Here is a 19,225-nt window from a genome sequence, read left to right as displayed (position 1 = left end):
CCAACCGCACATCAGGTGAGCCTACCGACACGCTCCGACATCGAGGTGGGTAGGGTGTCGCGGGCACGTACACGCATGAGTGCGGGCAGGAACACGCGTCCGTGGGGAGCAGGGGGTATCCGCAGGTGAGTCCGACAGCAGCGACCGGCTTCTGCCGCGTCACCGTCGTCGCACCCGACAGCCGCGTCGACGTGGCACTCCCCGAGGACCTCGCGGTCGCCGACCTCTACCCGGAGATCCTCCGCCTGACCGGCCAGACCCAGCCGGCCGGCGCCCCGGTCGGCTACCACCTGGTCCGGCGTGACGGGACCGTCCTGGACGCCTCGCGCTCCCTGCTGGCCCAACGCGTCCTCGACGGCGAGCTGCTGAGCCTGCGCCCGTTCGCCGAATCGCTGCCGCCGGCGGTCTTCGACGACGTGTCGGACGCCGTGGCCACCGCCGTCGCCCGCGACCGGCACCTGTGGAGCGACGAACTGCTGCGCGCCGCCGGACTGGTCGGCGGAGTGCTGCTGCTCGGCCTGATGGGATTCCTCCTGTGGTACGCCGACCCGGTACACCACGACATGCACAGCCTGCCGGGCGTCATCGCCGGCACCGCCGGATTCCTGCTCACCGTCCTCGCCGGGGTGCGCGCCCGGGTCTACGACGACCGCGCCTCCGCCGTCGCCCTCGGCCTCGGCGCCCTGCCTCACCTGCTGATCGCCGGCTCCGGGATCATCGCGGCCGACGCCGGGGAGGACCCCGGCAAACTGCAGTTCCTGCTCGGCTGCGTGACCGTGCTGGTCGCCTCTGTCGCGCTGATCGCGCTCACCCCCAGCGGCGATGCCCCCTTCGTCGCGGCCGCCTTCCTCGCCACCGTCGGCACCCTCGCCACCTTCCTGGCCATCCTGACCGAGGCGTCCGCCACCGACACCGCCGCCGTCACCGCCCCCTTCGCGATCGGCGTGCTCGCCTTCCTGCCCGGCCTGTCGGCCCGCTTCGCCCGGCTCCCGATCGGCTACGCCGCGCCCCAGACCCCGGCCCGCATCGACTTCGACGCCGAGCCGGACCTGCCGCCGACCGCCGATCCGGTCGACGGCGAGCGCATCGCCGCCCAGGCCCGCCGCGGCCACGAGATGCTGCTCGGACTCGTCGGCGGCTGCTCGGCCGTGGTCATCGGCTCCGCCGCGGTCCTCGGCTTCTCCGGCTCCGGCTGGGGGCAGCTGCTCGCACTCGCCACCGGCCTGGCGATGCTGCTGCGCGCCCGCCTCTTCCGCTACACCTCGCAGGTGGCGTGCGTGCTGGTCGCCGGGATCGTCGCCATCGGACTGCTGATCCTGGGCCTGTCCCTCCATCCGCCGGTCGCCGACGTGCGGGAGCTGCTGCGCGGCAACCGGGCCGACATGGACATCCGGACCGTGTGGCTGGCCGCGGCCGTCGCCGCCGGAGCCGCGCTGATCACCGCCATCGCGCTCATCGTCCCGAAGAAGGGCCTCACCCCCTTCTGGGGCCGCGTCTCCGACCTCGCCGAGGGCGCCTTCCTGCTGTCGCTGGTACCGCTGTGCCTGGCCGTGCTCGACGTCTACGACTCGGCGCGCAGCATGACCAGCGGTTGACGGCCGCTCCAGACTGACCAGGCGACCGGGGGAAGCGGATGGAACCGCTGACCCCAGATGGCCGCGCACGCCGGGGTCGTACCGGGGCATCGGGCGACTGGACCTGGTTGGCGTGACGCCCACGCCGGCTACCCGCTCAGCCGTAAGGGTGAGCTGCGTGCCATCGGCTTGACCGGCCGCCGGTCGCTGTGGGCCGTCGCCTCACCCGTGGACACACAGCAGCCACCGGCCGCGACCGCGGGGCGCGCGAGCCGGGCGCCGGCCCGGACGTCTGGGCGATGCCGCGCGGCTCCCGGAAGCCGCCCGTGCCCCAGCCGGCCCCACCCCGCCGGGCCCCGGTGACCCCCACCCCGCCGGGGCCGAGCCGCGACCCTGGTACGCTGTGTGACGGCCGTTTGTGTACGCGCCCCCGGAGCCCTCATCGGATGGCTCTGGAGACAGCGCCCAGCGCGCCCCGCCTCCCGAGTAACGGAAGCTCCCCTGAGACCAAGACCAGGGGCACTCGGTGGCTGAAACGAAGAACCCAAGGAGTACCGAGTGTCGCTCGACGCCGCCACCAAGAAGCAGATCATGGCCGAGTTCGCCACCAAGGAGGGCGACACCGGTTCCCCCGAGGTCCAGGTCGCGCTGCTCACCCGCCGCATCTCCGACCTGACCGAGCACCTCAAGACCCACAAGCACGACCACCACTCCCGCCGTGGTCTGCTGCTCCTGGTCGGCCAGCGCCGCCGCCTGCTGCAGTACCTGGCGAAGAAGGACATCACGCGCTTCCGTGCGCTGGTCGAGCGCCTGGGCATCCGCCGCGGTGCGGCGGGCGCCAAGTAAGACGTCGTGAAGGGAGCGGTTCCCGCGCCAGGGGCCGCTCCCTTCGCCGTACGTACGACAGGGCGTGATGGCGCCCGACGCGCGCCGCGCACCCTGCCGTACGCCCGGACCACGGCTTCAGCCGTCGTGAGGTCGGCCGAAGCTTTGTAGTCTGGTCCCAACAACGCCATAACGAAAACGAGGAGGAGCGCCTCTTTCCCCGCCGCGTCGGCGCCGCAGGCGCCGGTCCTCGGTAGTGGCTCCCGGAACTGGCAATTCCGGTGGCTTCGATCGAAGACCGGCCCGGCCGCCGCAATCCGGCCAGGGGCGCTCCGCCGCCAAGTTCCCCGTCACACGGACGAGGGGACGCAGACGAGGAGAATTCCCTGGTGGAGAACGAGACCCACTACGCCGAGGCCGTCATCGACAACGGCGCCTTCGGCACCCGCACCATCCGTTTCGAGACGGGCCGCCTGGCCCGTCAGGCCGCCGGCTCCGCCGTGGCCTACCTGGACGACGACACCATGGTGCTGTCGGCCACCACCGCTTCCAAGAACCCCAAGGACCAGCTCGACTTCTTCCCCCTGACGGTGGACGTCGAGGAGCGGATGTACGCGGCCGGGCGCATCCCGGGCTCGTTCTTCCGCCGTGAGGGCCGCCCGTCCGAGGACGCGATCCTCACCTGCCGCCTCATCGACCGCCCGCTGCGCCCGTCCTTCAAGAAGGGCCTGCGCAACGAGATCCAGGTCGTCGCCACGATCATGGCGCTCAACCCCGACCACCTCTACGACGTGGTCGCGATCAACGCCGCCTCCGCCTCCACCCAGCTGGCGGGGCTGCCGTTCTCCGGCCCGATCGGCGGCGTCCGCGTCGCGCTGATCAAGGGCCAGTGGGTGGCCTTCCCGACCCACACCGAGCTCGAGGACGCCGTCTTCGACATGGTGGTGGCCGGCCGCACCCTGGACGACGGCGATGTCGCGATCATGATGGTCGAGGCCGAGGCCACCGCCAAGACGATCCAGCTGGTCAAGGACGGCGCCGAGGCGCCGACCGAGGAGATCGTCGCCGCCGGCCTGGAGGCCGCCAAGCCCTTCATCAAGGTGCTGTGCAAGGCGCAGGCCGACCTGGCCGCCAAGGCCGCCAAGCCGACCGCCGAGTTCCCGATCTTCCTCGACTACCAGGACGACGTCCTGGAGGCGCTGACCGCCGCCGTCCGCGACGAGCTGGCCCAGGCCCTCACCATCGCGGGCAAGCAGGAGCGCGAGGGCGAGCTGGACCGCATCAAGGCCGTCGCCGCCGAGAAGCTGCTGCCGCAGTTCGAGGGCCGTGAGAAGGAGATCTCCGCGGCCTACCGTTCGCTGACCAAGACCCTGGTCCGCGAGCGCGTCATCAAGGACAAGGTCCGCATCGACGGCCGTGGCGTCACGGACATCCGTACGCTCGCCGCCGAGGTCGAGGCCATCCCGCGGGTGCACGGCTCGGCGCTGTTCGAGCGCGGTGAGACCCAGATCCTGGGCGTCACCACGCTGAACATGCTCCGCATGGAGCAGCAGCTGGACACGCTGGCGCCCGAGACGCGCAAGCGCTACATGCACAACTACAACTTCCCGCCGTACTCCACCGGTGAGACCGGCCGCGTCGGCTCCCCCAAGCGCCGCGAGATCGGCCACGGCGCGCTGGCCGAGCGGGCGCTGATCCCGGTGCTGCCGACGCGCGAGGAGTTCCCGTACGCCATCCGCCAGGTCTCCGAGGCGCTCGGCTCCAACGGCTCCACCTCCATGGGCTCGGTCTGCGCCTCGACCATGTCCCTGATGAACGCGGGTGTGCCGCTGAAGGCCCCGGTCGCCGGTATCGCCATGGGCCTGATCTCGCAGGAGATCGACGGCGAGACCCACTACGTCACCCTCACCGACATCCTCGGTGCGGAGGACGCGTTCGGTGACATGGACTTCAAGGTCGCCGGTACGAAGACCTTCGTGACCGCCCTCCAGCTCGACACCAAGCTGGACGGCATCCCGGCCTCCGTGCTGGCCGCGGCCCTCAAGCAGGCCCGCGACGCCCGTCTGCACATCCTCGACGTGATGAACGAGGCGATCGACGTTCCGGACGAGATGTCCCCGAACGCGCCGCGGATCATCACCGTCAAGATCCCGGTGGACAAGATCGGTGAGGTCATCGGCCCCAAGGGCAAGATGATCAACCAGATCCAGGAGGACACCGGCGCCGACATCACCATCGAGGACGACGGCACCATCTACATCGGTGCCGCCGACGGCCCGGCCGCCGAGGCCGCCCGCGCCACCATCAACGGCATCGCCAACCCGACGATGCCCGAGGTCGGCGAGCGCTACCTGGGCACGGTCGTGAAGACCACCACCTTCGGTGCCTTCGTCTCGCTGCTGCCCGGCAAGGACGGCCTGCTGCACATCTCGCAGATCCGCAAGCTCGCCGGTGGCAAGCGCGTGGAGAACGTCGAGGACGTGCTCGCGGTCGGCGCCAAGGTCCAGGTCGAGATCGCCGAGATCGACCAGCGCGGCAAGCTCTCCCTGATCCCCGTGATCGAGGGCGAAGAGGGCGCCGCGGACGAGAAGGACGAAGCTGCCAAGTGACGTCCCGTACGCGTCAGGCGACGGCCCGCACCTCCACGGAGGGGCGGGCCGTCGCCCGTACCCAAACGCTTCTCAAGGGCGAGAACGGCATCGGCACGGTCCGTAGGACGACCCTCCCGGGGGGCCTGCGGGTCGTCACCGAGACCCTGCCGTCCGTGCGCTCCGCCACCTTCGGCATCTGGGCGCACGTCGGCTCCCGCGACGAGACCCCGGCGCTGGGCGGAGCCACCCATTACCTGGAGCACCTGCTCTTCAAGGGCACCCAGCGGCGCAGCGCGCTCGACATCTCCGCCGCCATCGACGCGGTCGGCGGCGAGATGAACGCCTTCACGGCCAAGGAGTACACCTGCTACTACGCGCGGGTGCTCGACACGGACCTGCCGCTGGCCATCGACGTCGTCTGCGACATGCTGACCGGCTCGCTGATCGAGGCGGCGGACGTGGACGCGGAGCGCGGCGTCATCCTCGAAGAGATCGCGATGACCGAGGACGACCCGGGCGACTGCGTGCACGACCTGTTCGCGCACACCATGTTCGGCGACACCCCCCTCGGCCGCCCCGTGCTGGGCACCGTGGACACGGTCAACGCCCTCACCCGCGACCGCATCGCCCGCTTCTACCGCAAGCACTACGACCCCACCCACCTGGTCGTCGCCGCCGCGGGCAACGTCGACCACGCCAAGGTGGTGCGGCTGGTCCGCAAGGCGTTCGATCGGGCCGGGGCACTGACCCGCACCGACGCCGTCCCGGTCGCCCCGCGCGACGGCTCCCGCACCATCCGCACCGCCGGCCGGGTCGAACTGCTCGGCCGCAAGACCGAGCAGGCGCACGTCGTCCTCGGCATGCCGGGCATCGCCCGAACCGACGACCGGCGCTGGGCCCTCGCGGTGCTCAACACCGCGCTCGGCGGCGGCATGAGCTCCCGGCTCTTCCAGGAGGTCCGGGAGAAGCGCGGGCTCGCCTACAGCGTCTACTCCTACACCTCCTCGTTCGCCGACTGCGGCCTGTTCGGCGTCTACGCCGGCTGCCGCCCCAGCCAGGTCCACGACGTGCTGAGGATCTGCCGGGACGAGCTGGACAAGGTCGCGCAGCACGGTCTGTCCGACGAGGAACTGCGGCGCGCCATCGGCCAGCTGTCCGGCTCCACCGTCCTCGGCCTGGAGGACACCGGCGCGCTGATGAACCGCATCGGCAAGAGTGAGCTCTGCTGGGGCGAGCAGATGTCGGTCGACGACATGCTCGCCCGGATGGCCGCCGTCACCCCGGACGAGGTGCGCGAGGTCGCCGCCGACGTGCTGGCCCAGCGTCCCTCGCTGTCCGTCATCGGCCCGCTCAAGGACAAGCAGGCGGCCCGGCTGCACGAAGCGGTCGCCTGACCGGACACCGGTCGCCCTGCGCCCCGAGCGCCGGGCGGCCGGCGTCCGGTACCCCCACGGCACCACCCCGAGCCCCCCACAAGGCCCGAACCGAAGGCCCGCCCGAGGCCCGACCCGAAGGAAACGAGCAATGAGCAAGCTGCGAGTGGCCGTCATCGGCGCCCAGGGCCGTATCGGCTCCGAGGCCGTGCGGGCGGTGTCAGCCGCCGACGACATGGAGCTGGTCGCCGCCCTCGGCCGGGGGGACAAGCTGGAGACCCTGGTCGAGACCGGTGCCCAGGTCGCCGTCGAGCTGACCAATCCGGGCGCCGTCATGGGCAACCTCGACTTCCTGGTCCGGCACGGCATCCACGGCGTCGTCGGCACCACCGGCTGGACCGAGGAGCGCCTCACCCAGCTGCGCGCCTGGCTGGCGGCCTCCCCGGAGACCGGTGTGCTGATCGCTCCCAACTTCTCCATCGGAGCGGTGCTGACCATGCGGTTCGCACAGCAGGCCGCGCGCTACTTCGAGTCCGTCGAGGTCATCGAGCTGCACCACCCGAACAAGGCCGACGCCCCCTCCGGCACCGCCACCCGCACCGCCCAGCTGATCGCGGCCGCGCGCGCCGAGGCGGGCTGCGCCCCGCAGCCGGACGCCACCACCACCGCGCTGGACGGGGCCCGGGGCGCGGACGTGGACGGAGTGCCGGTGCACTCGGTGCGGCTGCGCGGGCTCCTCGCCCACCAGGAGGTGCTGCTGGGCGACCAGGGCGAGACGCTCACCATCCGGCACGACTCGACGCACCACAGCTGCTTCATGCCCGGCATCCTGCTGGGCGCGCGCCGCGTGGTGTCCACGCCCGGCCTGACCTTCGGCCTCGAACACTTCCTGGATCTGGACTGAGTGCCGTGCGCGCAAAGATCACTTACTTCGGCCTCGCCGCCGTCCTGGTCGTCTACTTCGTCCTGGTCGGCAGCCGAGGCGTGCTGCTGATCCAGCAGGGCACCGTGATCACGGTCGCCTTCGGAGCGGCGGTGCTGGTGCTGCCGTTCATCGGTGCCTGGTTCCTGTGGCAGACCACGCGGTTCGCCCGCAACGCCGACCGGCTGGCCCGCGAACTGGAGGCGGAAGGCGGGCTCCCGGTCGACGAACTGGTCCGTACGCCCTCGGGCCGGATCGACCCCGCCTCGGCGGACGCGGTGTTCGCCAAGCGGCGGGCGGAGACGGAGCAGGCGCCGGGGGACTGGCGTTCCTGGTTCAGGCTGGCCGTCGCCTACCACGACGCCCGGGACACCCCGCGCGCCCGCAAGGCCATGCAGCGCGCCATTGCGCTGCACGGCGGCGGAACCCGCCAGGACGCCCCCTAGGCGTTCCGTGACCGCCGCGGCCGGGGCCTGGGGCGCTGCTAGGCGTCCGCGGAGTCGGAGTCGTGAGCGGAGTCGGTGTCGGTGCCGGAGTCGGTGTCGGTGTCGTAGTCGGCCGGTGCGGCCGGAGTGCGGTGCCCGGCCGCCCAGCCCTCGATGGCGTCGGCGGCCATGTCGAAGGCCTCCGGGCGGCCGAGGAAGTCGGCGTTGCGGTCGGTGATCACCACGCGCAGCGGATCGCCGCCGGTCACCGCGACCACCAGGCCCTGGCCCTGCACCGTGTGGGGCAGGCCGAGGAGCCTCACCGGCTGCTGCACCGTACGCACCGCGCCGACGCGGTCCCAACCGACGGTGGAAGTGGAGAACAGGGCGATCTGGCGCAGTCCCTGCCCGCTCACCCACACCCCGACCCGCACCAGCCGCACCGCCAGGGCGACGATCACCGTCGCGACGGCCACGCAGACCCCCGCCCCGGGCAGCGCCCCGGCCATGGCGATGATCAGCGACGAGAACAGCACGTACGAGGCGAGCAGCAGAAGCAGCGCGGCGCCGCCCACCCGCCAGGGGCCCGGGCGGTAGGGGCGGCGCCAGCGGTCGCGCTCGTCGTAGGGCAGCGGTTCGGTGTCGGCCGCGGGGTCGTCAAGGGAGCGATCGGCTGTCAGGAACGGCAGGGACAAGGCTGGCCTCACTCACACGCACGGTCGACTGGCTGTGCTGGGTGAGGCTATCCCAGCCGTCGTCAGCGGCCGTCCGACGCCTCCGACTGCTGCACCTGATGGGTGTTCTGCGGCCCCGATTCCATCGCCGGCAGGCCGAACAGCAGCGCGCCGACGAACCCGGCGGTGATCGTCAGCCCGATCAGCACCCGCCCGGCGATCTCCGACCCGCTGGCGCGCGGCCGGGGCGGCGGCGTGACATTGCTGCGGAACTGCTCGTTCTCGGCAAGGAAGGCGAACGGCACGGGCTCGCGCCTGCTGAACATGGGGGTGCTACTCCTGGGGCGTCGGTGGGGGCTGTCGCAGGGGAAGACGGCGGAATGCCCGGATCGGTGCCCGTTTCCATCGACTTTTCGTTGAGATTCGAAATTTTGTCGTGGACCGGCCACCCGCGACGGCCCCGAGCGGCGCCCGGGGCCGTGGACCGTAAGCTTGGTCGCCGCCCCACCGAAGTGACCGGAAGGACCCTGCAGTGACCGAGCTCCCCGCCGAGAGCACTCAAGCCAGTTTCCGCAGCGATGTGACCGTGGAGCTGGTCAAGCACAGCGCGGCCGACACCGACGTGCTGTGGGCTGCGCGGGTCTCCACCGCGGGCGAGCAGTCGCTCGACGAGCTCGGGAAGGACCCGGAGCGCTCCAAGGGACTGATCAACTTCCTGATGCGGGACCGGCACGGCAGCCCCTTCGAGCACAACTCGATGACCTTCTTCATCAGCGCGCCGATCTTCGTCTTCCGCGAGTTCATGCGGCACCGCGTCGGCTGGTCGTACAACGAGGAGTCCGGCCGCTACCGCGAGCTGCAGCCGGTGTTCTACGTGCCCGGCCAGGACCGCAAGCTGGTCCAGCAGGGCCGCCCGGGCAAGTACGAGTTCGTCCCCGGCACGGACAAGCAGCACCAGGTCGTGACCGAACAGATGGAGGACGCCTACCGCCAGGCGTACGCGGCCTACCAGGAGATGCTGGCCGCCGGAGTGGCCCGCGAGGTGGCCCGCTCGGTGCTGCCGGTCGGCCTGTTCTCCTCGATGTACGCCACCTGCAACGCTCGCTCGCTGATGCACTTCCTGGGCCTGCGCACCCAGCACGAGCAGGCGAAGGTGCCCTCCTTCCCGCAGCGCGAGATCGAGATGGTGGGGGAGCGGATGGAGGCCGAGTGGGCGAAGCTCATGCCGCTCACCTACGCCGCGTTCAACGCCAACGGACGCGTCGCCCCGTAGCCGAAGGACGCGCCGCTCCGGGCCCTGTCCGGGGCCCGGAGCGTACGGGTCAGTAGCAAGAGGTGTCCGTATTGCGGCATTTCGCGGAGTTCATCTAGGCTGACCATACGGATCCGGCACTGCTTGAACCCCCGAGCAGGCAGTGCCGGGTCCCATCTCGCCGCCCCGAGGGAGCGCTCCGGGGCACGCTACGAGTAGCGTTGGACCCATGGCTCCGACATCCACTCCGCAGACCCCCTTCGGGCGGGTGCTGACCGCCATGGTCACGCCTTTCACCGCTGACGGCGCACTCGATCTCGACGGCGCCCAGCGGCTCGCCGCCCACCTCGTGGACGCCGGCAACGACGGTCTGATCGTCAACGGCACCACTGGCGAGTCCCCCACCACCAGCGACGCGGAGAAAGCCCAGCTCGTACGAGCCGTGGTCGAAGCGGTCGGCGACCGCGCCCACGTCGTGGCCGGAGCCGGCACCAACAACACCCAGCACAGCCTGGAGCTCGCGCGTGCCGCCGAGCAGGCGGGCGCGCACGGCCTGCTCGCCGTCACCCCGTACTACAGCAAGCCGCCGCAGGAAGGTCTCTTCCGCCACTTCACGGCCATCGCCGACGCCACCGAGCTGCCGGTGATGCTCTACGACATCCCCGGCCGCAGCGGTGTGCCGATCAACACCGAGACCCTGGTCCGGCTGGCCGAGCACCCGCGCATCGTCGCCAACAAGGACGCCAAGGGCGACCTCGGCCGCGCCAGCTGGGCCATCGCCCGCTCGCGCCTGGCCTGGTACTCCGGCGACGACATGCTGAACCTTCCGCTGCTGTCGGTCGGCGCGATCGGCTTCGTCTCGGTCGTCGGCCACCTCGTCGCCCCGGAGCTGCGCGCCCTGCTCGAAGCACACCTCGCCGGCGATGTCGCCAAGGCGACGGAGATCCACCAGAAGCTGCTCCCCGTCTTCACCGGGATGTTCCGCACCCAGGGCGTCATCACCACCAAGGCCGCGCTCGCCCTCCAGGGGCTGCCCGCCGGCCCGCTGCGTCTGCCGCTCATCGAGCTGTCCGACGAGGAAACCGAACAGCTCAAGCGCGATCTTGCCGCCGGCGGGGTACAGCTGTAATCAGACTTCACAACTGCATACAGAAATATCAGCAAGTGCACGAATGTCACGCGCGCCATGTGCCCACCGGGCATGTGGCGTGTGTGGTGAGGAGAGTCTTTTGAGTCATCCGCATCCTGAGCTCGGACCCCCGCCGAAGCTTCCCGAGGGCGGCCTCCGCGTCACCCCGCTCGGTGGCCTGGGCGAGATCGGCCGCAACATGACGGTCTTCGAATACGGCGGCCGGCTGCTGATCGTCGACTGCGGAGTGCTCTTCCCCGAGGAGGAGCAGCCCGGAGTCGACCTGATCCTGCCGGACTTCACGTCCATCCGGGACCGTCTGGACGACATCGACGGCATCGTGCTCACGCACGGCCACGAGGACCACATCGGTGGCGTCCCGTTCCTGCTGCGCGAGAAGCCGGACATCCCGCTGATCGGCTCCAAGCTGACCCTCGCACTGATCGAGGCGAAGCTCCAGGAACACCGCATCCGCCCGTACACCCTCGAGGTCGTCGAAGGGCACCGCGAGCGCATCGGCCCCTTCGACTGCGAATTCATCGCGGTCAACCACTCCATCCCGGACGCCCTCGCGGTCGCCATCCGCACCCCGGCGGGCATGGCCGTGCACACCGGCGACTTCAAGATGGACCAGCTGCCGCTGGACCGCCGGCTCACCGACCTCCCGGCCTTCGCCAGGCTCGGTGAGGAGGGCATCGACCTGCTGCTGTCGGACTCGACCAACGCCGAGGTCCCGGGCTTCGTACCGCCCGAGCGCGACATCTCCGGGGTGCTCCGCCAGGTCTTCGCGGGTGCGCAGAAGCGCATCATCGTGGCCAGCTTCGCCAGCCATGTGCACCGCATCCAGCAGATCCTCGACGCCGCGCACGAGTACGGGCGCCGGGTCGCCTTCGTCGGCCGCTCGATGGTCCGCAACATGGGCATCGCCCGCGATCTGGGTTACCTGCGTGTCCCCGCCGGGCTCGTGGTGGACGTGAAGACCCTCGACGACTTGCCGGACGACGAGATCGTGCTCGTCTGCACCGGCTCCCAGGGCGAGCCGATGGCGGCGCTGTCCCGGATGGCCAACCGCGATCACCAGATCCGGATCGTCCAGGGCGACACCGTGATCCTCGCGTCCTCGCTCATCCCCGGCAACGAGACCGCCGTCTACCGGGTGATCAACGGCCTCACCCGTTGGGGCGCGAACGTCGTCCACAAGGGCAACGCCAAGGTGCACGTCTCCGGCCACGCCTCGGCCGGCGAGCTGCTGTACTTCTACAACATCTGCAAGCCCAGGAACCTGATGCCGGTGCACGGCGAGTGGCGGCACCTGCGCGCCAACGCCGAGCTGGGAGCCCTCACGGGTGTGCCCAAGAACCGCTGTGTCATCGCCGAGGACGGCGTGGTCGTCGACCTGGTCGACGGCATCGCCAAGATCGTCGGCAAGGTCCAGGCCGGTTACGTCTACGTCGACGGGCTCTCGGTCGGCGATGTCACCGAGAGCTCGCTGAAGGACCGGCGCATCCTCGGCGAGGAAGGCATCATCTCCGTCTTCGTCGTCGTCGACAGCACGACCGGCAAGATCGTGGGCGGCCCGCACATCCAGGCCCGGGGCTCCGGCATTGACGACGCGGCATTCGCGGAGGTGATGCCGAAGGTCGAGGAGGCCCTGGCCAAGAGCGCTTCCGACGGCGTCGTCGACCCCCACCAGCTGCAGCAGCTGGTACGCCGTTCCATCGGCAAGTGGGTCTCCGACACCTACCGGCGACGCCCGATGATCCTCCCTGTCGTCGTAGAGGTCTGACGACGGCTCAGGTAGCGGGGCGCTCGATTTGCATCGGGCGCCCCGCTCCGTTACGTTTACGGCTCCACCTCACAGGGAACGGCGGACGCCTGCTGGCGTCTCGCTCGCCCCCGGTGGGGATGGAAATCCGGCTCAGAGAATTCTGATAAAGTCGGAACAGCCGAAAGGCAAAGGCCCTCCAACGGCCACCGGAAATGAATTCCGACCGACTGCAACTTTCGAGAAGCAGGGGAACGGAAAACGGATCTGGTAAGGTTGGAAACACCGAAGGGAAGCGCCCGGAGGAAAGCCCGAGAGGGTGAGTACGAAGGAAGCGTCCGTTCCTTGAGAACTCAACAGCGTGCCAAAAGTCAACGCCAGATATGTTGATACCCCGTCTCCGGGCCTGATGGTCTGGGACGAGGTTCCTTTGAAGAAAAAACACAGCGAGGACGCTGTGAACCGAGGGGACTATTCCTCTCCTTGGTTCCGCTCAACGCGAGTGTGCAACCGGATTACCGGTAGACATTCACGGAGAGTTTGATCCTGGCTCAGGACGAACGCTGGCGGCGTGCTTAACACATGCAAGTCGAACGATGAACCCGCTTCGGTGGGGGATTAGTGGCGAACGGGTGAGTAACACGTGGGCAATCTGCCCTGCACTCTGGGACAAGCCCTGGAAACGGGGTCTAATACCGGATATGACCACTGACCGCATGGTTGGTGGTGGAAAGCTCCGGCGGTGCAGGATGAGCCCGCGGCCTATCAGCTTGTTGGTGGGGTGATGGCCTACCAAGGCGACGACGGGTAGCCGGCCTGAGAGGGCGACCGGCCACACTGGGACTGAGACACGGCCCAGACTCCTACGGGAGGCAGCAGTGGGGAATATTGCACAATGGGCGAAAGCCTGATGCAGCGACGCCGCGTGAGGGATGACGGCCTTCGGGTTGTAAACCTCTTTCAGCAGGGAAGAAGCGAAAGTGACGGTACCTGCAGAAGAAGCGCCGGCTAACTACGTGCCAGCAGCCGCGGTAATACGTAGGGCGCGAGCGTTGTCCGGAATTATTGGGCGTAAAGAGCTCGTAGGCGGCTTGTCGCGTCGGATGTGAAAGCCCGGGGCTTAACCCCGGGTCTGCATTCGATACGGGCAGGCTAGAGTTCGGTAGGGGAGATCGGAATTCCTGGTGTAGCGGTGAAATGCGCAGATATCAGGAGGAACACCGGTGGCGAAGGCGGATCTCTGGGCCGATACTGACGCTGAGGAGCGAAAGCGTGGGGAGCGAACAGGATTAGATACCCTGGTAGTCCACGCCGTAAACGTTGGGAACTAGGTGTGGGCGACATTCCACGTTGTCCGTGCCGCAGCTAACGCATTAAGTTCCCCGCCTGGGGAGTACGGCCGCAAGGCTAAAACTCAAAGGAATTGACGGGGGCCCGCACAAGCGGCGGAGCATGTGGCTTAATTCGACGCAACGCGAAGAACCTTACCAAGGCTTGACATACACCGGAAACATCCAGAGATGGGTGCCCCCTTGTGGTCGGTGTACAGGTGGTGCATGGCTGTCGTCAGCTCGTGTCGTGAGATGTTGGGTTAAGTCCCGCAACGAGCGCAACCCTTGTTCTGTGTTGCCAGCATGCCCTTCGGGGTGATGGGGACTCACAGGAGACTGCCGGGGTCAACTCGGAGGAAGGTGGGGACGACGTCAAGTCATCATGCCCCTTATGTCTTGGGCTGCACACGTGCTACAATGGCCGGTACAATGAGCTGCGATACCGCGAGGTGGAGCGAATCTCAAAAAGCCGGTCTCAGTTCGGATTGGGGTCTGCAACTCGACCCCATGAAGTCGGAGTCGCTAGTAATCGCAGATCAGCATTGCTGCGGTGAATACGTTCCCGGGCCTTGTACACACCGCCCGTCACGTCACGAAAGTCGGTAACACCCGAAGCCGGTGGCCCAACCCCTTGTGGGAGGGAGTCGTCGAAGGTGGGACTGGCGATTGGGACGAAGTCGTAACAAGGTAGCCGTACCGGAAGGTGCGGCTGGATCACCTCCTTTCTAAGGAGCACAGCACCGTCTGCGAGCGAATGTCTCGCACGGTCAGCTCATGGGTGGAACGTTGACTACTCGGCAGGATCGTCTGATCCGTCTTCCTAGTACTGCTCTTCGGGGCGTGGAACGGGACGCGGGGAGGGGGATCGTGTCGGGCACGCTGTTGGGTGTCTGAGGGTGCGAGCGTTTGCTTGCCCTTCAAACGCCGGCCCCGGTAAAGCATCGCAAGTTTTGTGGTGTGTGACGGGTGGCTGGTCGTTGCTTGAGAACTGCACAGTGGACGCGAGCATCTGTGGCCAAGTTTTTAAGGGCGCACGGTGGATGCCTTGGCACCAGGAACCGATGAAGGACGTGGGAGGCCGCGATAGGCCCCGGGGAGCTGTCAACCGAGCTTTGATCCGGGGGTGTCCGAATGGGGAAACCCGGCAGTCGTCATGGGCTGTCACCCATACCTGAACACATAGGGTATGTGGAGGGAACGCGGGGAAGTGAAACATCTCAGTACCCGCAGGAAGAGAAAACAACCGTGATTCCGGGAGTAGTGGCGAGCGAAACTGGATGAGGCTAAACCGTATGTGTGTGATACCCGGCAGGGGTTGCGCATGCGGGGTTGTGGGAGTGAGCTTCAGTCGTCTGCCGGCGGCTGGGCGAGTCAGAAACCGTATGGATAGGCGAAGGACATGCGAAAGGTCCGGCGTAGAGGGTAAGACCCCCGTAGCTGAAATCTGTACGGCTTGCTTGCTTATTTCCCAAGTAGCACGGGGCCCGAGAAATCCCGTGTGAATCTGGCGGGACCACCCGCTAAGCCTAAATATTCCCTGGTGACCGATAGCGGATAGTACCGTGAGGGAATGGTGAAAAGTACCGCGGGAGCGGAGTGAAATAGTACCTGAAACCGTGTGCCTACAAGCCGTGGGAGCGTCGCATGCAAGCTTGCTTGTATGTCGTGACTGCGTGCCTTTTGAAGAATGAGCCTGCGAGTTTGCGGTGTGTTGCGAGGTTAACCCGTGTGGGGAAGCCGTAGCGAAAGCGAGTCCGAATAGGGCGATGTAGTAGCGCGCTCAAGACCCGAAGCGGAGTGATCTAGCCATGGGCAGGTTGAAGCGGAGGTAAGACTTCGTGGAGGACCGAACCCACCAGGGTTGAAAACCTGGGGGATGACCTGTGGTTAGGGGTGAAAGGCCAATCAAACTCCGTGATAGCTGGTTCTCCCCGAAATGCATTTAGGTGCAGCGTCGTGTGTTTCTTGCCGGAGGTAGAGCACTGGATAGGCGATGGGCCCTACCGGGTTACTGACCTTAGCCAAACTCCGAATGCCGGTAAGTGAGAGCGCGGCAGTGAGACTGTGGGGGATAAGCTCCATGGTCGAGAGGGAAACAGCCCAGAGCATCGACTAAGGCCCCTAAGCGTACGCTAAGTGGGAAAGGATGTGGAGTCGCAGAGACAACCAGGAGGTTGGCTTAGAAGCAGCCACCCTTGAAAGAGTGCGTAATAGCTCACTGGTCAAGTGATTCCGCGCCGACAATGTAGCGGGGCTCAAGCGTACCGCCGAAGTCGTGTCATTGCAGTACATACCCCCAACGGGGACTGTGATGGGTAGGGGAGCGTCGTGTGCCGGGTGAAGCAGCGCCGGAAGGTAGTTGTGGACGGTTCACGAGTGAGAATGCAGGCATGAGTAGCGATTCACACGTGAGAAACGTGTGCGCCGATTGACTAAGGGTTCCTGGGTCAAGCTGATCTGCCCAGGGTAAGTCGGGACCTAAGGCGAGGCCGACAGGCGTAGTCGATGGACAACCGGTTGATATTCCGGTACCCGCTTTGAAACGCCCAATATCGAGCCCATTAATGCTAAGGCCGTGAAGCCGCCTCTGATCTCTTCGGAGTGAGGGGGAGTGGTGGAGCCGCTGACCCAAGGTGGTAGTAGGTAAGCGATGGGGTGACGCAGGAAGGTAGTCCAGCCCGGGCGGTGGTTGTCCCGGGGTAAGGGTGTAGGCCGTGTGGTAGGCAAATCCGTCACACGTTAAGGCTGAGACCTGATGCCGAGCCGATTGTGGTGAAGTGGATGATCCTATGCTGTCGAGAAAAGCCTCTAGCGAGTTTCATGGCGGCCCGTACCCTAAACCGACTCAGGTGGTCAGGTAGAGAATACCGAGGCGTTCGGGTGAACTATGGTTAAGGAACTCGGCAAAATGCCCCCGTAACTTCGGGAGAAGGGGGGCCATTTCCGGTGATGGAATTTACTTCCTGAGCTGGGGGTGGCCGCAGAGACCAGCGAGAAGCGACTGTTTACTAAAAACACAGGTCCGTGCGAAGCCGTAAGGCGATGTATACGGACTGACGCCTGCCCGGTGCTGGAACGTTAAGGGGACCGGTTAGCTCTGTTTCGACGGGGCGAAGCTGAGAACTTAAGCGCCAGTAAACGGCGGTGGTAACTATAACCATCCTAAGGTAGCGAAATTCCTTGTCGGGTAAGTTCCGACCTGCACGAATGGCGTAACGACTTCTCGACTGTCTCAACCATAGGCCCGGTGAAATTGCATTACGAGTAAAGATGCTCGTTTCGCGCAGCAGGACGGAAAGACCCCGGGACCTTTACTATAGCTTGATATTGGTGTTCGGTTCGGCTTGTGTAGGATAGGTGGGAGACTGTGAAGCATGCACGCCAGTGTGTGTGGAGTCGTCGTTGAAATACCACTCTGGTCGTGCTGGATGTCTAACCTGGGTCCGTGATCCGGATCAGGGACAGTGTCTGGTGGGTAGTTTAACTGGGGCGGTTGCCTCCTAAAGGGTAACGGAGGCGCCCAAAGGTTCCCTCAGCCTGGTTGGCAATCAGGTGTTGAGTGTAAGTGCACAAGGGAGCTTGACTGTGAGACCGACGGGTCGAGCAGGGACGAAAGTCGGGACTAGTGATCCGGCGGTGGCTTGTGGAAGCGCCGTCGCTCAACGGATAAAAGGTACCCCGGGGATAACAGGCTGATCTTCCCCAAGAGTCCATATCGACGGGATGGTTTGGCACCTCGATGTCGGCTCGTCGCATCCTGGGGCTGGAGTCGGTCCCAAGGGTTGGGCTGTTCGCCCATTAAAGCGGTACGCGAGCTGGGTTTAGAACGTCGTGAGACAGTTCGGTCCCTATCCGCTGTGCGCGTAGGAGTCTTGAGAAGGGCTGTCCCTAGTACGAGAGGACCGGGACGGACGAACCTCTGGTGTGCCAGTTGTTCTGCCAAGGGCATGGCTGGTTGGCTACGTTCGGGAGGGATAACCGCTGAAAGCATCTAAGCGGGAAGCCTGCTTCGAGATGAGGACTCCCACCTCCTAGAGAGGGTAAGGCTCCCAGTAGACGACTGGGTTGATAGGCCAGATATGGAAGCCGGGTAACCGGTGGAGTTGACTGGTACTAATAGGCCGAGGGCTTGTCCTCAGTTGCTCGCGTCCACTGTGTTAGTTCTGAAGTAACGAATTCGCCTTTGCTGGCTGGAGTTCGATATCTTCATAGTGTTTCGGTGGTCATTGCGTTAGGGAAACGCCCGGTTACATTCCGAACCCGGAAGCTAAGCCTTTCAGCGCCGATGGTACTGCAGGGGGGACCCTGTGGGAGAGTAGGACGCCGCCGAACAAATTGTGAGAGTAAGCCCTGTCGGGGACCTTTGGTTCCTGGCAGGGCTTACTCGCGTTGCGCTGCGGGTCACCCGGTGTTCACGTTGCCTGGGCACGATGCCGCCCATGGGGACTCCTGCGGATGAACTGCGACGCGAGTTGACAGAGTCGGGCGTGCGTCCCGGCGACGAGGTGATCGTGCCGTCCTACGGCACCTCCGACGCCGCCGAAGCCGTGCTGCTGGCCGGCGCCCGGCCGGTGTTCGTGGACATAGACGCCACCACGTACTGCATAGACCCGGATGCCGTCGCCGCGGCGGTCACTCCGCGGACCGTCGCCGTGATCGCCGTGCACACCTTCGGCCATCCGGCGGACATGCCCCGCATCCACCAGGTAGGCGCCCGGCACGGCCTGAACATCATCGGCCACGGCGCGCTGGAGGAGCCGGCCGACGAGATTTCCCGCCGCCAGGCCCACGCCGCCGTACTGGACAGCAAGCTGCGCGGCGTGATCCCGCCCCAGGTCGCCCGAGGCGTCGAACACAGTTATCAGCAGTACGTGGTCCGGGTGCCCGGCAACGGACGCCCCGACCGGGACGCGTTCGCCAGGGCGCTGCGATCCCGTGGCGTCGTGTGCCACGTCCCGGTGCAGACACCGGTGCACCGGACACAGCGCTTCCAGCGCGATGTGTGGCTGGCGGCGACCGAGCGGGCCGCGGACGAATGCCTGGCCCTGCCCGTCGACGGAGTCATGTCGCGGCGGGAGTTGCAGCGGGTCGTATCGGCGTGCAACGCGCTGGGCGGACTGTTGCAGCACGCTGCCTGAACCGACCCGGACGGCAAGGACGGCGGCAGGAGACGGAAGGGCTGCTGGGAGGGCGGGGAGGCTGGTTCTGAGCGCTCGAAAGTTCGGGTAGTATTTACTCCGTTGGCCCGCCCCAATAGCTCAGTCGGCAGAGCGTCTCCATGGTAAGGAGAAGGTCTACGGTTCGATTCCGTATTGGGGCTCTGGTAAAAGAAGAAGGCCCCCGCCATATGGCGGGGGCCTTCTT

At 66.7% G+C, this 19,225-nt stretch carries 12 protein-coding genes, 1 tRNA gene and 3 rRNA genes; 14 read left to right on the top strand and 2 right to left on the bottom strand.

Annotation, left to right across the window (positions count from 1 at the left end; genetic code table 11):
- Window positions 1-125 precede the first annotated feature (125 nt).
- The 6 genes from eccD to AC4BDD_RS07010 all read left to right on the top strand — a co-directional run bounded on the left by eccD (window position 126) and on the right by AC4BDD_RS07010 (window position 7,731).
- Window positions 126-1,595, top strand: coding sequence for a type VII secretion integral membrane protein EccD (eccD, locus tag AC4BDD_RS07035; protein WP_490690106.1), 1,470 nt, complete (start codon window positions 126-128; stop codon window positions 1,593-1,595).
- 537 nt (window positions 1,596-2,132) lie between these two features.
- Window positions 2,133-2,420, top strand: coding sequence for a 30S ribosomal protein S15 (gene rpsO / locus AC4BDD_RS07030; RefSeq protein WP_099201622.1), 288 nt, complete (start codon window positions 2,133-2,135; stop codon window positions 2,418-2,420).
- Between the two features lie 368 nt (window positions 2,421-2,788).
- Entirely contained in the window at window positions 2,789-5,008 is a 2,220-nt protein-coding gene (locus AC4BDD_RS07025) for a polyribonucleotide nucleotidyltransferase (RefSeq protein WP_490690105.1), read from the top strand.
- Entirely contained in the window at window positions 5,005-6,384 is a 1,380-nt protein-coding gene (locus tag AC4BDD_RS07020) for a M16 family metallopeptidase (RefSeq protein WP_490690104.1), read from the top strand. The genes AC4BDD_RS07025 and AC4BDD_RS07020 overlap by 4 nt, the downstream gene beginning before the upstream one ends.
- A 130-nt stretch (window positions 6,385-6,514) precedes the next feature.
- Window positions 6,515-7,267 (top strand): 4-hydroxy-tetrahydrodipicolinate reductase, encoded by a 753-nt coding sequence (gene dapB / locus AC4BDD_RS07015; RefSeq protein WP_490690103.1) that lies wholly within the window; start codon window positions 6,515-6,517, stop codon window positions 7,265-7,267.
- A gap of 5 nt (window positions 7,268-7,272) precedes the next feature.
- Window positions 7,273-7,731 (top strand): hypothetical protein, encoded by a 459-nt coding sequence (locus AC4BDD_RS07010; protein ID WP_490690102.1) that lies wholly within the window; start codon window positions 7,273-7,275, stop codon window positions 7,729-7,731.
- A 38-nt stretch (window positions 7,732-7,769) separates the two neighbouring features.
- On the opposite strand, the gene AC4BDD_RS07005 is transcribed toward AC4BDD_RS07010, so the two are convergent.
- Together AC4BDD_RS07005 and AC4BDD_RS07000 are read right to left on the bottom strand one after the other, a co-directional pair.
- Window positions 7,770-8,405: an SCO5741 family PH domain-containing membrane protein gene (locus tag AC4BDD_RS07005; protein WP_490690101.1), complete on the bottom strand. Its 636-nt coding sequence runs from the start codon at window positions 8,403-8,405 to the stop codon at window positions 7,770-7,772.
- Between the two features lie 62 nt (window positions 8,406-8,467).
- On the bottom strand, window positions 8,468-8,710 hold the full coding sequence (locus tag AC4BDD_RS07000) for a hypothetical protein (protein ID WP_490690100.1): 243 nt from the start codon (window positions 8,708-8,710) through the stop codon (window positions 8,468-8,470).
- 206 nt (window positions 8,711-8,916) lie between these two features.
- Between AC4BDD_RS07000 and thyX the strand changes: the two genes are divergently transcribed.
- The 8 genes from thyX (at window position 8,917) to AC4BDD_RS06960 (ending at window position 19,181) form a co-directional block, all read left to right on the top strand.
- Window positions 8,917-9,657, top strand: a complete 741-nt coding sequence (thyX, locus tag AC4BDD_RS06995; RefSeq protein WP_490690099.1) for an FAD-dependent thymidylate synthase — start codon at window positions 8,917-8,919, stop codon at window positions 9,655-9,657.
- Window positions 9,658-9,865: 208 nt separating this feature from the next.
- Window positions 9,866-10,765, top strand: a complete 900-nt coding sequence (dapA, locus tag AC4BDD_RS06990; RefSeq protein WP_490690098.1) for a 4-hydroxy-tetrahydrodipicolinate synthase — start codon at window positions 9,866-9,868, stop codon at window positions 10,763-10,765.
- A 100-nt stretch (window positions 10,766-10,865) separates the two neighbouring features.
- Entirely contained in the window at window positions 10,866-12,551 is a 1,686-nt protein-coding gene (locus AC4BDD_RS06985) for a ribonuclease J (protein ID WP_490690097.1), read from the top strand.
- A 507-nt stretch (window positions 12,552-13,058) separates the two neighbouring features.
- A 16S ribosomal RNA gene (locus tag AC4BDD_RS06980) occupies window positions 13,059-14,586 on the top strand.
- Between the two features lie 288 nt (window positions 14,587-14,874).
- Window positions 14,875-17,998, top strand: a 23S ribosomal RNA gene (locus tag AC4BDD_RS06975).
- A 78-nt stretch (window positions 17,999-18,076) separates the two neighbouring features.
- A 5S ribosomal RNA gene (gene rrf, locus AC4BDD_RS06970) occupies window positions 18,077-18,193 on the top strand.
- The 16S, 23S and 5S rRNA genes sit together here, the layout of an rRNA operon.
- 107 nt (window positions 18,194-18,300) lie before the next feature.
- The gene (locus AC4BDD_RS06965; protein ID WP_490690096.1) at window positions 18,301-18,999 is read left to right on the top strand and encodes a DegT/DnrJ/EryC1/StrS family aminotransferase; all 699 of its coding nucleotides are present in this window, start codon (window positions 18,301-18,303) and stop codon (window positions 18,997-18,999) included.
- 109 nt (window positions 19,000-19,108) lie between these two features.
- Window positions 19,109-19,181, top strand: a tRNA-Thr gene (locus tag AC4BDD_RS06960).
- The last annotated feature ends 44 nt before the right edge of the window (window positions 19,182-19,225 follow it).

This window comes from Streptomyces sp. JLBT605, assembly GCF_058215555.1.
Note: the sequence above shows the minus strand (reverse complement) of the source record. Positions and strands in the feature narration are given on the sequence as shown.